Annotated in this window: 14 protein-coding genes; 5 read left to right on the forward strand and 9 right to left on the reverse strand. The window is 36.3% G+C overall.

All coding sequences use genetic code 11. The annotated features are described in order from the left end of the window. Positions 1-433 precede the first annotated feature (433 nt). Complete coding sequence (locus tag B3297_RS19185; protein ID WP_286779306.1) at positions 434-895, reverse strand: Lrp/AsnC family transcriptional regulator; 462 nt, start codon at positions 893-895, stop codon at positions 434-436. Between the two features lie 833 nt (positions 896-1,728). On the opposite strand from B3297_RS19185, the gene B3297_RS19190 reads away from it, so the two are divergent. From B3297_RS19190 to B3297_RS24905, 3 genes are all read left to right on the forward strand, one after another. Then, positions 1,729-2,202 carry a hypothetical protein gene (locus B3297_RS19190; protein WP_286779307.1) on the forward strand — a complete coding sequence of 158 codons (474 nt, stop codon included), beginning with the start codon at positions 1,729-1,731 and terminating at the stop codon, positions 2,200-2,202. Positions 2,203-2,711: 509 nt separating this feature from the next. Beyond that, entirely contained in the window at positions 2,712-2,987 is a 276-nt protein-coding gene (tnpA, locus tag B3297_RS19195) for an IS66 family insertion sequence element accessory protein TnpA (protein WP_286779316.1), read from the forward strand. Between the two features lie 152 nt (positions 2,988-3,139). Next, a complete protein-coding gene (locus tag B3297_RS24905) occupies positions 3,140-3,445 on the forward strand; it encodes an IS3 family transposase (RefSeq protein ID WP_369012229.1) in 306 nt (101 codons plus the stop codon). Here the strand turns inward: B3297_RS24905 and istB are convergent. Further along, positions 3,430-4,254 (reverse strand): IS21-like element helper ATPase IstB, encoded by an 825-nt coding sequence (istB, locus tag B3297_RS19200; RefSeq protein WP_112375393.1) that lies wholly within the window; start codon positions 4,252-4,254, stop codon positions 3,430-3,432. The two genes, B3297_RS24905 and istB, sit on opposite strands and share 16 nt — an antisense overlap. Positions 4,255-4,264: 10 nt before the next feature. Then, positions 4,265-5,704 (reverse strand): IS21 family transposase, encoded by a 1,440-nt coding sequence (gene istA, locus B3297_RS19205; protein WP_112375392.1) that lies wholly within the window; start codon positions 5,702-5,704, stop codon positions 4,265-4,267. Positions 5,705-5,819: 115 nt separating this feature from the next. Here istA and B3297_RS19210 point away from each other — a divergent pair, with 115 nt between their 5' ends. After that, positions 5,820-6,332 (forward strand): integrase core domain-containing protein, encoded by a 513-nt coding sequence (locus B3297_RS19210; protein ID WP_286779308.1) that lies wholly within the window; start codon positions 5,820-5,822, stop codon positions 6,330-6,332. A 230-nt stretch (positions 6,333-6,562) separates the two neighbouring features. Here B3297_RS19210 and B3297_RS19215 read toward each other — a convergent pair whose 3' ends face one another. From B3297_RS19215 to B3297_RS19240, 6 genes are all read right to left on the reverse strand, one after another. After that, a complete protein-coding gene (locus B3297_RS19215; RefSeq protein WP_286779309.1) occupies positions 6,563-7,486 on the reverse strand; it encodes an MBL fold metallo-hydrolase in 924 nt (307 codons plus the stop codon). A 363-nt stretch (positions 7,487-7,849) separates the two neighbouring features. Next, positions 7,850-8,926 (reverse strand): Gfo/Idh/MocA family oxidoreductase, encoded by a 1,077-nt coding sequence (locus B3297_RS19220; protein WP_286779310.1) that lies wholly within the window; start codon positions 8,924-8,926, stop codon positions 7,850-7,852. Between the two features lie 1,035 nt (positions 8,927-9,961). Next, positions 9,962-11,770: an FUSC family protein gene (locus tag B3297_RS19225; protein ID WP_286779311.1), complete on the reverse strand. Its 1,809-nt coding sequence runs from the start codon at positions 11,768-11,770 to the stop codon at positions 9,962-9,964. After that, the gene (locus B3297_RS19230; RefSeq protein WP_286779312.1) at positions 11,764-12,987 is read right to left on the reverse strand and encodes an aromatic amino acid transaminase; all 1,224 of its coding nucleotides are present in this window, start codon (positions 12,985-12,987) and stop codon (positions 11,764-11,766) included. The genes B3297_RS19225 and B3297_RS19230 overlap by 7 nt, the downstream gene beginning before the upstream one ends. A 97-nt stretch (positions 12,988-13,084) precedes the next feature. Then, positions 13,085-14,062 carry a thioredoxin-disulfide reductase gene (gene trxB / locus B3297_RS19235; RefSeq protein ID WP_286779313.1) on the reverse strand — a complete coding sequence of 326 codons (978 nt, stop codon included), beginning with the start codon at positions 14,060-14,062 and terminating at the stop codon, positions 13,085-13,087. Between the two features lie 503 nt (positions 14,063-14,565). Then, the gene (locus B3297_RS19240) at positions 14,566-14,826 is read right to left on the reverse strand and encodes a hypothetical protein (RefSeq protein WP_286779314.1); all 261 of its coding nucleotides are present in this window, start codon (positions 14,824-14,826) and stop codon (positions 14,566-14,568) included. A 191-nt stretch (positions 14,827-15,017) separates the two neighbouring features. Here B3297_RS19240 and B3297_RS19245 point away from each other — a divergent pair, with 191 nt between their 5' ends. Beyond that, positions 15,018-15,638, forward strand: a complete 621-nt coding sequence (locus B3297_RS19245) for a hypothetical protein (protein WP_286779315.1) — start codon at positions 15,018-15,020, stop codon at positions 15,636-15,638. The last annotated feature ends 204 nt before the right edge of the window (positions 15,639-15,842 follow it).

Consider the following 15,842-nt stretch of genomic DNA (forward strand, 5'->3'; position numbering starts at 1 on the left):
TGATTCATATTTATTTAAATTGTGAATTATTGGGCTTAAAGACTATATAAAAACTCAGTTTGAAAGAAAATAATTGGATAATAGAATTTGCCATTTTAAGATTAATTTAAATAGTATATCATCGGCATGTAGGGGATTCAATTTTCTAGATTCCCTGTTTTTAATCCGCATCTGTATAATAGGTAAGGGAATTTTCTGCCAATTTTGAAATTTAATAGTTCAAAGGACAATACGGCCACATTTTTTAATAGATTTTGTCATTTCATGTTAAAGCAAATTAATCGTGATACGCTATTTACCATTAAAATATACTTCAAGCGTAAAGTTTAATTTAAACAGTTATCAACCCAAGTACTGAGATATAAGAATTTCTATTATGTTACTTATTCTTTGGTGAGAAATTTTGAGTATATTTCATAAATGTAAAATATTCTTAAAAATGGTATTTGGTGTCATCCTTAGTTTCTGATAAGACAAAGTATGTTTGTACTGTGTTAACCTGAGGTAATACAGCTAATTTATGTCTCAAAAAAACGTGATAGGCATCCATATTTTTGGTCCCAATTCTTAGCATGAAATCATATGAGCCGGCCATTTGAAAACATTCCATTACTTCTGGAAATTTTGAAACTTCGCATTCAAAATCTTTAAGTACATCCGCCGTATGTGCCTTTAAGAAAACTTGAGAAAAAGAAATTAATCCTATTCCAATTTTATGGCGATCCAGGACTGCAACTATTTTTTTAATATAACCTTTCGCTTTTAGCTTTCTTACTCTTTCGTGTACTGATGCGATCGATTTGTTTACTTGGTGAGCGAGTTCTTTATTGCTTATTGTCGCGTCTTCTTGCAGTAATTGCAATAATTTTCTATCTATTGGATCTAAAGTTATCATAGTAGAATACAATTTTTGTGTAAATGTGCTATTTATTTGATGAATTTTTCAGGTGATTATGAGCTTCGATAATTATACAATGTTCAATTATTCTTCCAAAAATAAATAGTTGACGACATAAAAAATAGCGTATTCCAAACTTCCGAATAAATTTCATTTTAATGGACAATCGCAATGTAGGATATGAATATATTATTGTTTTTTTTATTTTATGGGAGATTATCGAGCATAAATTGCGACTGAAACTCAATTGTAATTGTTAGCTAAGCTTGACCAATTATAAACTTTATGCCTCTCCAATTTTTTCTTAAAATATGTGGCGATATTGCTTTTAATACTTGCCTTTTTCATCTTGATATTTTACTATAAATATTTTATTGTTATCCTTTCTTAAAACCGTTGTAAAGTACTTAGTATAACTTAAATTGTGGCATTAGATTAAAATTTAGAAATCTCTTTCCGGTTTGAACTCCATATTATTTGGAATAATTATTTTCAATAAAATGTTAAAAAAAAATCATTTTAAACCGAAGATTTTTCATGTCTTCAATCTGATGAAGAAGGTGATCCGTTTATTTTTCAGAATGAAATAGAATTTAAAAATTTCACTAAAATGCTTATTTGTTTTGAATTAATATTTTACTTTACTTTGAAAAAAAACAAAAACTTTGAACAACATAAAAGCAATTATCAATAATAATATTACTACTTCAATTGTGGTCGCTGTCGTCATTTTTTACAAATGCGGGAGTATTACTTTGTAAAATAGTTTAACACTAATTGTAAGCCTCCCAAAAAAAATGGGAGGCTTTTTTTTTAAATATCACTTAAATATGAAAAATCAAAAAATTCCTACTAAGCTTTTCACTTTAATCTGTAATAACCAAATTGATTTACTACAGAATATAGTCGTTGTTATAAAAAACCTAGGTATTTTAACGGAAACAATTTCTCAATCAAGAACTGATGACCCTGATGTGGTATCTATAAATATTGAAATTGCTATTCCTAGCAATTTAATAGATCCAACAATTTTAAATTTAAAATTGATCCCAGGTGTGATCGACGTTTTAATTTCATTTGGTTCAGTATTACAAGTAGCGCTCTTCAGAATTTCATCCAGGGCAAATAGAAATATTTCAGACATTCTATATAAATATCATGCGCAATGTGTTTCTCTTGAAAATGATTGTCTAACTTTTGTTCAGATTGCTAAAGAAAAGGAAATTTTAAGTTTACTAAATTCTTTAGATGGTCCTGAGTTAATATATTTTTCGCAAATCCCTATTTTTAGCAATATGTGTTAAATAATTAGTAGAAATCTGTGAAGGATATTCCCACATAATATTATAAAATGTGTTGGGTGAGTTGATGTTAAAAATGAATCAATAGCTTGATCAAATATTTTGGGAAGCACTTTATATACATGTCCATAGTTACAAAACTAGATGTCGAATCAAAGGAGACCAAGGGAGGTAAAGTTGCACCTCCCTTTAGCCTATGAATTATTTTGTACTTTCTAGACAATTAAAAATAACATAATGATAGACTAATCAATCCATTTATATATTACACATATTACTACTATAACACAGCTATTTACAGTAGGCTAATCACAAAATGTGAAGGCTAATGATTTTACAGATGAAAAGATAAATTAGACATTAAAAGCATAATAAACCTATTATTCTTTTATTTTTTTTAAAGAAATCATTATGATCAGGGCAATTAGAAGTAAAGGAATAGTAGCTAAATTTACGCCTCGCCATTGTAATCTCCCCTAAAAATAGCTATGATTATTAATGTAGTTTTATAAATTAGGGACAATGAAAAAAGCAAATTCAGCGAGCCGCAGATCATTAAGATCTTATCACTTCAGGAGTCAGGTCAGTCTGTATCTGACATCTGCCGCGAGCATGGAATCAGTCAGGGTACATTTTATTCTTGGAAAAGTAAATACTCCGGAATGGAGGCATCTCAGCTCAAGCAAATGAAAGATATGGAACGAGAGCTGGCTCAATATAAAAAGATAGTTGCCGAGCAAGCTCTACAGATTACGGTCTTAAAAGATGTTATCGAAAAAAAGCTCTAGGGCCTGCCGAGAAGCGGGAGCTTGTTGGCTACTCCCGTGAGGAGTTTGGAACCAGTCTTCGTCAGGCCTGTAAGTTATTTAATATCAGTACGTCGGTTTATTATTACCAAGCCAAGCGCAGCGATGACAGTGAGGTAATAGAGCAATTATCCATCCTTGCGGATCTTCATCGTACTTGGGGATTTTGGATGATGTACCATCGTTTAAGGAAGCTACAGTTTATGTGGAATCACAAACGTGTATATCGCATTTATACTGCGATGCGGCTAAATCTGCGTAACAAGCGCAAGAAACGTTTACCTGCGCGGGTAAAAGCTCCGCTATTATGCCCAATTGGGCCAAATATTACATGGAGTCTCGATTTTATGCACGATATGTTAATTCTCATCAGAATGCCCCCACTGATTCTCATTAAAATGCCACCACTAATATGCAAAAAAAATCATTCATTATCCTGATCATCTGAGATTTCGTTTTCCTGCTTTCGAGGCCGTCCTCTTCTAGTCCTTGGGGTATCTTCACCAGGAAAAAGATCCTGTAGTTCGATAAGATTTTTTACGCGATAGCTGTTCCCATTAAGTTTTACAATTGTTGCATGATGGACAATCCTATCTATAATAGCAGAAGCAATTACCCTGTCACCGAAGAGGTTTCCCCAGTCTTCAAAGTTTCGGTTTGTGGTGATGATCATAGACCCGGTTTCGTACCTCCTGCGAACGATCTCAAAGAAATCTTCAAGACTGTTCTGCGGCATTTTTTTGAAGCCCAGCTCATCAAGTATCAGCAGGTCCGGCTTTAGATAACGCTGCAATACGGACTGGTAACTTCCGTCTGCCCTTGATGCGAACAGTCTTTCGACCATTTCATTTGTGTGTACAAACAGTACTTTTTTACCTCTTTTGACCGCTTCGAGCCCGATCGCATGGGCCAGGTGGGTTTTTCCGACACCGGGTTTCCCCATGAATATAGCGTTGGAGCGCTGTTCTATGAACCGGCAGGAAGCCAGGTCAAACAATAGCCTTCTGTCCAGGTCCGGCTGGTAACTCAGGTCATAACAGTCCAGGATCTTTTGCGTATCCAGACGGGATTCCTTCAGTCTGGACTGATAGCCATTGGACTGTCTTTTTACTGTTTCATCTTCGATGAGCAGCTCCAGAAATTCAAGGTAGCTGATCTGTTTTTCCAGGGCATGCCTGTTCCTCATTTCAAGGTTCTGGGCCATCGTGGCCAATTTTAGCTGGCGTAAATTTGCTAATAATGTTTCCATATTATTTATTTCAGTTTGTTAATCTGTCGTATAGCCCGAGTTCGTGTTCGTATTCGCTGGAATACACCATAGGAACCATTTCCTCGTAATTTTGCTTGTAGAGCTTGTTCTCGCAGATCCGTTTGACCTGCTGGTAGCTGAAGGCTCTGTAATGGAGCGCGCGTTTACATGACAGGTCGATCTGCACGTCGGTAAACCGCTTTTTTAAGTTAAGTATCCCGCGGGTCATCGGGCTCCAGTGGGTAGGGACTTCTGCCAGAAGATGTTCAAAGAAGAGCAGTGCAGAAGGTCCGATACTTCCCATCAGCCGCTTATATTCTTCTCTGCTGATATTCTTTTTATAATCCGGACGGTGTTCCTCCAGAGAAACGTACATGCCCATCTGTGCGCTTACCTGATGGAGTGCTATGCGTGTGCTGCCGTCAAATATTTTTAGGCAGGTACCGTTGCTTTCGAGCCTGACGGTCCTGCCCGCATAGGCAGCGGGCACCGAATAGTAATTATGGCGGTAGCTCACGTGTGCCAGCCGGGTGACTTTTCTGGATCCGACCTCCAGGATCTCATATCGCACCGGGGGCAATGCAAGCAGTGCATGCTTTTCATACTGCTCAAATACGGCAAGCGGGATACGGCGCGTGGTTCCGTGTACGCGCTTATTGCATGTCTCTTCGTTCCAGACCTTAAGACCGCACAGCAGATCTTCATAGCTATTGCCATCGAAGCCCTTTAAAAAATTGTTTTTTACATATTTGATAGATGATTCAACTTTGCCCTTATCCTGTGGACGGCGTGGCCTGCACGCAATTCCTGCACAGCTGTAGTAGGAAAGAAATTCAGCATACCTGCGCTGGAGCTCCGGTTCGTAAAGATCCGGAGTGATCACCCCAGATTTCAGGTTGTCAAGTTTGACAGTACGCGGAACACCCCCAAAATACTCGAAAGCTTTGATATGGCAGTCCAGAAATTCGTCCACCCGCTGGCTGGTCACCAGTTTATAAAAGCTGTAGCGGCTATGGGAGAGAACCATGGAAAACACCCATACTTTAACAGGGCGGCCATTCCTGCGGAAAGTACCCATATATCCGAAATCTACCTGTGCTTCTTCTCCCGGATCGCTGTGCAGCGGCACAAAAACCTCCTGCTTCTTTAATCGCTCGATACTTCTAGCAACACTGGGGTAAGATACATCTAAACCGTGCTGCTCATGCAGGCGCTGGTGGATAAGTATCGCGCTCAGCCCCATTTCCTTATATACCTGAATGTCATCGAGATAATCATCCAGCAGCTTTGGTCTTACCTGGGGCAAAGGTTCCTCTAAGCCACGCTCAAGGGCTTTCTGTATCCGGGAAACGGTCTTGCGGCACATCCCAAGTTCTGAGGCTATCTCCCGTATGGATTTCCCGTGGGACAGCAGTGTTTTTATCGTATTATACATTGCCACTTTATACATAATGTCGGACTTTAATACTCCGACAAGTTAAACCTTAATTAAAAACTTAAGGTGGGGGCATTTTAGTGAGAATATATGGGGGTATTTTAGTGAGAATTAACACGATACATTGTCCATGGGAAAGACCATCCGTACACTGAATATCATAGATGACTTTAATCGGGAGGCATTATCTATCACGGTAGACACTAGCCTTCCGGCAGGCAGAGTTGTCAAAGAACTAGAAAAACTTGTAGAATGGCGAGGAAAACCGGAATGCATACGATCGGACAACGGCCCTGAATTTCTAGCGGAGATATTACAGGGTTGGTGTTCTCAAAATGGCATTGAATGGCACTTCATTCAACCAGGGAAACCGACTCAAAACAGTCTTATCGAAAGATTCAATAGAACTTTCAGACAGGATGTATTAGACAGTTACATGTTTGAAAACCTAACTGCGATCAGAAAATACGCTAATGCCTGGGCATGGATGTATAATAATATCAGGCCGCATTCTTCGCTAGGGCAACTTACACCTGTAGAATTTTTAATGAAATATGGGAAACAGGAGAATTTCCCAACCTTCCAACGAGATAATGACAATAAATTCGATTGGAATTATTTAGTTTTGAATATAGCTAGTTAGGGTGAGATTACATAACGCCTTTGGCATTTAAAGCAAAACTCATTGAAAAATAATTTAAGTGTTTTTACGATATTTGGGAGATTATATTAAATTAAAGTTCGAAATTTTTCAAGTTTTGGATTATCCTGACCGTTTGGAAAAGGGGCTATTTAAATGCTTCTACTTTTGCCAATGAATAGATATAAATAACAGCTTTGGGCTACTATCTATATCTAATAACTTAAGTGTTACTACTTTAAAATAAGACCTTTTTTTAGTATCTGTTTTTGAACTAGTTTTGGTTGGATAATATCATCGTGACTTACAATTATCTGAATGTCTTTTTTTGTGAGCTCATTAAGCCAATCCAATTGAAACTGTATTTTAACCTCATCTTCTCCAATTCTTTTTATTTGATTTTGGGGCTTTTGTCGCTTTTCTTCGATTCCTTTATAGGACCAGCTCACATCACCAGCAAGCAAATATTCCTTTCCACTCTTAAGTTGTACGTAAACCATAATCTCGCCGGGTGTATGTCCTGGAGCCTTTATTAATACTATTCCTGGTGAAACTGGTAAGATGTCCTGAAAATCTACAACGTTATAGTCTTTGAGCTGCTCTTTTTTCAATTGTATTTGTGGCATTTGTGGACTATTAATTAGGGTGTTGGCCATTTGTTTTGTAAATATCGTTTTAGGAGCAACTTCTTTGTAATAAAGAGTACGAATTACTCCTGAGACATGATCCCCATGTTCATGAGTTATGATGATTTCTTTTGCTTTTTTGAGAGCTTGTTGTAAGCTGTCGTTAGCCGATTGAAAGTATGGTTGTTGTAGTCCTGCTCCAAAAAAATCATGTACTTCCCTGTCCATTCCAGCATCAACCATGACCCATTCTTTACTAAACATTATCTGGTAGGCTGTTCTAGCTTGGATATAAGAACTTCCGTCTCCACCTTCTATAGTCTGAGCTAATGTTCGGGGACTTTCTGCAAATTTTATATATCGAATTTCATCAGGTTTTTGTCCAGGAATTAGATTAGCGGAGATACGGATTTTTTCTAGTAAGGCAAGATTATACTCGATATTTGTTATCTCTTGTTCGTCATTCTTTTCTTGCGCAAACAGGTTTAAACTTCCTATAATACCTAATATAAAAAATAGCGTTTTTTTCATCCGTTATTTATTTTGCATGTTAAATATTTCTGCCTTTTCGATAGTGTGTATTTCGCAGTTTCGAATTCTTATGTAATCTTAAGTTGTTGATTTTGATTTTTTTGAATAACATTTGTAAAACTACGTAGTGTCTAGTTCAATAAAAATATTTGAAATTTTGAATTTCCTGTTCCAAGATGAAATTCCCTAGATCCTTATGAATCTTAAATTTTGTTTTTTTAATAGTACATTTCAAGGCTCTAAAGTTTCCATTATCATCTTTCAAAACTTGATTACTAATATATCTTCTAATATTAAGTCTGTAATACAGAGTAAAATATTGAAAATGTTACAAAATTCAGAATATGTACTCTTTGTTTGTGTTTAAAAATCAAATTGTAATGCTACTTTCGCAACATCTATAATTTGTTTTTCATCAACACTTTTCCTTGCTGCATCCATTACTAGCATTGTTTTAAAACCATCGAATGCAGTTACGGGAGAATTGGCACCATTTATCATACATTGGTAAACAGCTTCGAAATAGTTATAATAATTCCCATGCTCACTTGGGATTCTTTCTGAAATTTTTTCTTCTTCTTTAAAGTAAGTTAACCTACCATTTTCTCTTTCTTCTTCAAAACACCAAGGGGCAGCTTTAGGCTCTTGACCATTTAATAGGCTTTCTTCCTGGATGTCTGATCTTGATTTGATAAATGTGCCGTTGAGACCATGTATGATATATCCTGGCTGGTTGGAAACGGATATATCTGTACCTCTCAACTTTACTCTTTTATCAGGATATATGAGGATAGTCTCAAAATAATCTTCTACTAATGAACCAGGTCTAAACGCCGCAAAATCAGCAAATACTTTATCTGGCATTCCGAATAGCTTTATAGCTTGGTCGATAATATGAGAACCTCTATTGTTAAACTCTCCACCACTATGCATCCTTTCTGTATGCACCTCTCCGCGGACTTTTGGGATAAAAAAGTCATAGGAAATGCTTGCCTCTACGATCTTACCTAACTTACCACCATTTATAACACTCTCAACAGTAAGAAAGTCACTATCGAATCGTCTGTTTTGAAAAACAAATAAATGTAATCCATTTCTTTCTGCAATATCGAATAATTCTAATGCTTGTTGGGCATTATTAGTAAAGGTTTTTTCAACAATTGCATTTTTACCAGCTAACAAGACCTTCTTGGTTAGATCATAATGTGTATCAATCGGGGTGTTGACAACTACTAGATCGATAGATTTGTCGAGTAACAGGTCATCGACCGAATTATATGACTTTGTATAGGCGTAGTCCTTTTGTATTTTTTTAGTATTTCTTTCAACAGCACCGCAAAGTTTGAAGCCATTATGTAGATGTAAAAAAGGAGCGAAGAAAATTGATCCTGAAAAGCCATAACCAATAATGGCTGTGTTAATTTTATTATTATCCGTCATAAGAAGCAAATTTTATATATGTGACAATATTCAAATTTGGACAAATAACAATAAATAAATTTGTATTTTTTTTATATATTATTGTATTATACTGACATAATAGCTGAATGGAATTTTGAGTATTGCGTCAAGTTGTATTCAGTATCCTCCTAAAATAATTCTAAGAGAAGATTAATATTAAGAAGGAGGTATCCTAAGATTTTTTCTCTTTTTTTGCAGATTCAATTAATTCATGCATTTCCAATTTTATGTAGTCAATGTTTGGTGTAGAGCCTGTTAATGTGTTGCGAATATTACCCTCTTTATCTATAATGAATTTAGAAGGAATACCCTTAATACCTAATTTTTCTACTAGCAATTTTCCTGTTTCTGAATCTTTTTGATCATCAAATATTTAAACAAAAGGGGACGGATAATAATATAACTCAAGTTATTAACCCGGCAATCATGCCAATCAGTATTAATAGAAATGTAGAGTCGGCGTTTTTAAAGCAGATTAATGCCATGCTGGATCATGATATGGAAAAAAAAGAGGACGAAAACAAGTACCTTTTCTGATTGCCGAATAAATCAAAAAATCTATTCACGGACCATTAAAACATTAAAGACATGACACATCATTTAAAAATTGCCGAATCTAGGGCTAATATCTTAGCACATTCCATAAGTATAATACTGAATCATTATATGGTAAATGGCTTTAATTGTCTGATTATTAATATATAGAGGGGTTTTACGACGCATGCAAAGAACATCATGCAGATGAAGAATAATCAGAATTAATGTGCCAGGATTATGAGAATTTTTCGGATTACCATTATTAATGGATATGTTATAAGTGCGAATATTTTAGAAGTTCTTGAGGCGATAAAGCTTATGGATATTTACCATATATGTGTTTAATATTTTTTTTAAGTGCTGTTTTTTAGGTCGATTGAGTTTTGAGTACTTTTTTTAAATAAGCTGTATTATCCTGATTTATAAGTAAATTTGATATCCTGGCGTGATATTGATTGCAATGTTTTTCATAACTTATCATGCTTTTAGCCGTTCTTCGGCGAGACCCGGTTCCCTTTCCAATTGCAGACAAGTTTCAGATAATTTGGTGAGCGAAGTGAACGCTCTTTTCCTTGTTAACCTTACCTGTAATTGAAGGCTGTGGCTAGGGGATTCCAAATAGGCCAATACTGCATCGAAATAGTCATTATTTTCCCGATCTACTTTTTGCACGATAAAGTCAATATGACCGTTCATTCTTATTGGAAATAAAAACCAGCCGACAACAGCTAATATACAGCCAATGAAGGAAAAAAGCACGCGGCTAGTTGCCAATGTGACTAGGTTTGGTTCAGTTAGATGAAAGGCTACAACGACAGACGAAGTGATAAACACGACAGAAATCAAGTAATGCCTGCGGTTAAAGAGTAAAAAGCAAAACAGTAGAACGCCAGATAAGACAATAGAAATGTAAATGTTCTGGCTGATGAGACTGAGTAAACATCCGGTAATAATGCCTGCTAGTGTTCCTGTCAGCCGTTCCATATTTCTTTTTAATGTAACGAAGAAGCTTGGACGGGCAACAACGATTATCGTCATAAAGATCCAATAGGTATACTTCATGTCCGAAAGTAAAAGGCCAATGATTCCTCCGGCAAGAAAGAGAAATGATAGGCGTAAGGCAAATGCGAAAACTGGCGAAAAAGATCGAATATGCTTATTTATATCGAGGATGCTGTATTTATTCGATACGACAAAATGGCTATAATCGATTTTATTGTAGAAAAAGGAATTGATTAATGAAGAATCATTTTTGAGCGGCGGCTTGAGCAATATCTGCATTATTGCTCTTGTATTATCGATTAGATCTTGTACAAGCTGAATATCGTCTGGTAGCGTATGACCATGATTTTCAATGACGTCCAGTTTTTTACGAATCCTTTCTACATGGTCCATAATTGCACGATCGTCATCTTTAGAACTTCTGGCATAGTTTTCAATCCACTCTGCAACTATAATAACCATATCACTTACCGTGTCGAGCAGTTTAATCTTGGCAAGCTGTATCCTTGCAGTAGTATAGTTATTATTAGAGGCTGAGGTTAAGCTGCATAGATCCATTAATTGATAAGCTCGAATCCACAAGATATATTGCTTTTCATTACGGAGGTCATTATTATCTTGAAGGATGAGATAACGTATAACTTCGTGTTGTTCTGCCAAAATTATATTCAAGCGAGTTACTTCCTGGGAGAGCTTTTCCAATGCATATTTTGTGTTGTAATATTTTGCTTTTGTCCGGATTAATTTTGCAGTGGCTAGATAGCTGTTAGCAATGGCTCGCTTTAGATCCCAGACAGGGTCAAGCTTAAAATGGATAAAAATTATACAGTGATAAAAAGCTGTCCCCAAGAAGACAAATAATGAAAATTGCACGGGATTCTGCAGCTGGAGACCCATGGTAAATGTGAGCATAAATAGATTGGTTACACCAACCATTGCGATGCGCTGTCCCAAAGCGTTAAATAGACCGAATATACCAGCAGCGAGGGCAACAGTACCGATCAACAAAAAGGGGAAAGGTAGGAGCGAACCTATTAGCAAAGCAGTGACCGTCGATGATGCTATACCCCAACCAGCTATTTTTAGTTTGTCAGTCTTTCTCCCCGGAAATTCTGTCATCGACGCATTCATAGCGGCGATCAAAAAGGGAACAGCATATTCAACGTGGTGGTAGTAGCCTATTAAGAAAGCAGGAAGCATTGCTGTCAAGCAGGCACGTAGCGCTTCAGGGCCAAATTCTTTGAGTAAATCTGCTAATTTTTTAAGGGGGGAGGAATTTAGCATGTTTCAATCTGGACTAGTTGCTCCGTGACCGCTAAAAATGCCCGTGCTACACGGCCTATATTTTCGATGTTCAGACCAGCAATACAAATCCTGCCACTATCGACCAGGTATAATGCAAATTCTTCCTTCAAAAGTTTAACTTGATCGGTAGAAAAGCCAGTATAACTGAACATCCCTTTTTGTTCAATCAGAAATCTAAAGCGTTTAGGATCTCCGCCCAACTCAATCAATTGCCGATAAAGCTCTTCTCGCATGTCATTTATGCGCTTGCGCATATGATCTAGCTCGTCAAGCCAGTTTGCTTTCAAGGTCGGTGAGCTGAGAACGGCTTCAACCAATTTAGCTCCTGTAGCTGGCGGACTAGAATAGTTTTTCCGTACAGTGGCTTTTAATTGCCCCAGGACAAGGTCAGCCTCTGATCTGTCTGTGCATACTATCGACAAACCGCCGATCCGCTCTCCGTACAAGGAGAAAATTTTTGAAAAAGAATTGCTCAAAAGAAATGATAGTCCCGCTTTTGTCATTGCTGTAATAGCGTAAGTATCTTCTTTGAGCCCCTCTCCAAAGCCTTGATAAGCCATGTCCAAAAAGGGGATCAACTGCCTCCGTTTAATAATTTCAATGACTCTATCCCATTGAAGTGGCGCTAGATCTGCTCCTGTAGGATTGTGGCAGCAGGGGTGGAGTATGACAATGGAGTTTATTTCCAATCGTGCAAGACAGTTGATCATGCTGTCAAAGTCTACTTTTCCTGTCGATTGATCGAAATAAGGATAACGGGCAACTTTTAATCCTGCACCGCTAAATATAGAAATATGGTTGTCCCAGGTTGGATCGCTCACATATACGATACTTTCGGGATAGCTATTTTTAAGGAAATCAGCGCCAATCTTTAATGCGCCCGATCCGCCGAGAGTCTGAATAGTAGCGATACGTTCCTCTTGTATTGCTTCTTGTGTATCTGCAAAGAGTAAATTTTGCACCTCCATGCAATAAGCTGGCATGCCACTCATTGGAAGATATAGAGAAGGCGAATCACCGCATGTTGATATATTTTTTTTCGCTAGTGCAATAGCGTCCATTACCGGTGTCAATCCTTCTTCATTGTAATAAAGTCCAATGCTCAAATTGATTTTATTTGGACGAATATCTCGCTGATAAGCTTCCATTAAGGACAATATGGGATCACCGGCGTAAAGCTCGATATGGTTAAACATGTTTGATTTAAGATATTAGATTATATAATGGATAAATCCTTTAGCTTTTCTTCTGCTTAGTTCCAGGGCTTGGCATAAGAATAAAATCAATATCAGATTACAGTTGGAAAAACGATACTTCTTTAACTTGGTTAGCGATATATTTTTCAGCATCTAATGCAGCCATACATCCTGTTCCGGCAGCAGTTATAGCTTGTTTGTATACACGATCCTGCACATCTCCACAGGCAAATACACCTTGTATATTGGTCGCGGTAGATCCAGTTTGGGTATTGATGTATCCAAGTTCATCTAGTTCTATTTGTCCTTTGAAAATTGACGTGTTTGGGTTATGGCCTATTGCTATGAATAGTCCAGTTACTGGAATTACAAAATCCTCCGTCGTGCTTTTATTGGTTGTGAGTACAGCATTTACACCTTTGTCATCACCGAGAATTTCTTTAACTTCCGTGTTAAAATAAACTTTAATATTAGCTGTATTCATCACACGTGAAGCCATGGCTTTCGATGCTTTGAATTCATCTTTCCGAACAAGCATATGTACCGTGGAGCACATTTTAGCTAGATAAGTTGCCTCTTCAGCTGCGGTGTCACCTGCGCCTACGATAGCAACTTCTTGACCTTTAAAGAAAAAGCCGTCACAAACAGCACAGGCTGATACGCCGAATCCATTGTATTTTTCTTCAGACTCTATGCCTAGCCATTTGGCCGTTGCACCTGTTGCGATAATAACTGTTAAGGCCATTATCGTTTTGATACCATCTATTTCTATACGATGTAGATCGCCTTCTTTTTTAGAAAAAACGATATTAGTCACCATCCCAAACCTTATTTCCGCACCGAATCTTTCCGCCTGTTCTCGCAAATCTTCCATCATCATCGGTCCCGTAATTCCCTTAGGGTAACCAGGGAAATTATCGACTTCAGTGGTTTGCGTAAGTTGTCCACCTGGTACCATTCCAGTATATAGTACTGGTTTCAAATCCGCCCGTGATGCGTATATAGCCGCTGTGTATCCAGCCGGGCCTGCCCCAATAATGAGGCATTCAATATATTCATTTAAATTTTTATTCATTATTAAAAAATTCTTTCAGTTTTAGAGAACTCAAAATTAGTTTAGATGAAATTCAAAAGAAATCCTTTGCTTAATTTTCGAATAATTCGTTAAATCAGTTCGAGTTTGATGCTTTAAACTGAATATTATCTTGCTAAATATATTTAAATCAATAAAATTTACTGTAATTTATGGATTGTACTGGTAATATTTTTGAATTTGTCTTTATTGCAATGATATTTTAGTTTTTCTATTAGCTCGGGTAGGGATAAATTGCTGTCGTAATCCTAGAAATGAATAATTTGTATATAAAAATAGTCAGCAAATTTCTATAGTTGATATGTTTAAAATGGGAATAGGACATTCCAGTACATACCATTGTGGTTTTTGATGTGCTGCTCAATATTTGGTCATTTACATAGCAATCCAGTTAACTCAAATCTGTTAAGATTCTTATTTTCAATCTATAAATGAATAATTAACCAAAAAGTGGTGGGATATGGTATTGGGGTATTTAAATGGGATTAAAGGCGATATCGTAAAGAAATTGCTCTCCATATTTCAAAAGCAAAAGCTTGGTCAATACCTGAATTTTCGAAACACCATATTCCATCTATTTTAATGAGTTTCTGAATTATTCCATCTAATAAAATGTCAATTTCGGATTGATCTTTTTTAATATCTCTTTTTAACAATTTTACCTGATAATCTTGTGTCTTAAAAGTAATCCTAAAAATTTGCCCTTTAAATGGGTCAAAATATTTAGAGTCAATTGTATCTTCCATAAATCAATCCCTAAATCTAAGTGAAAAAAATCAAATAAACTATTTTCAGTGATTCTTGATAACATACATTGGACATTTTATTTACGAAATTATTTTACATTAATCAGGTACATGTTGATGCTAATTGAAACTTGCATATGATTTAAATAACATATATCTTTAATTAGATAAATAAACCTTAATAATTCGGTATGAAACAAAATAAGATTCTGAAAATCCTTTCTGCTGTAGCAGTATTATTTTTTTTAAACTCTTGTTCTCAATCGCGTGATGATAAATATATAGGCTATTGGATTGAAGATGGCAAAGAGCATTCTGAAGTCCTTGAAATAAAGAAGGAGGGAGATAAATTATATCTCAATAGCAAAGATCTTGAGGCTCCTGCTACTTACAACAAAGAGGATAAAACACTTAAGACCCAAATTACAAATGGAGTTGCTTCTGTCGATATTTTGATGAATCTCTTGGATAATCCTGATAAAATGAAAATGAGTATTGCAAACAAAGGCGCTGAGTTTTCAAGAGTTTCTAAAGAAAAAGCTGAAGAGTATAAAAAGGCCTATGATGACTATTATAATCCAGAATTTTTTGTTGGAGAATGGAAAAGTGATGTTAAACAGGAAAAGCCTTTAAAGATAATCAAAGAGGGTGACTCTTATTTTTATATTGATGGATTTCTCGGTAAGAGGAAGTTAGCTTACGACAATAAGAAACATTTGTTGATTGGCAATATAGGTATTACCACGATCACAATCCACAGGAGTGGTGAGAACGAAATAACTGCTTATGGTAAAAAATACCAGAAAGTATGATCATTAATTAATATTGTTCCTCCATCGGATGGAGTAACAATATTAATTAAAAACACTTTTCCTTTTTGTAGATATTAAAGAATTTTTCCATACAGGCCCTCCGTAAAGTTGAGGTAAAGTCTTACTGTACTCCTATAGATCTTAATAACTCAATTAAGTCTTCAAAAACAAGAGAGGTTGTATGTTGTAAATGGTAAATAAGAA

It is taken from the genome of Sphingobacterium sp. UBA3519 (assembly GCF_002377215.1).
GTDB classification, from domain to species: domain Bacteria; phylum Bacteroidota; class Bacteroidia; order Sphingobacteriales; family Sphingobacteriaceae; genus Sphingobacterium; species Sphingobacterium multivorum.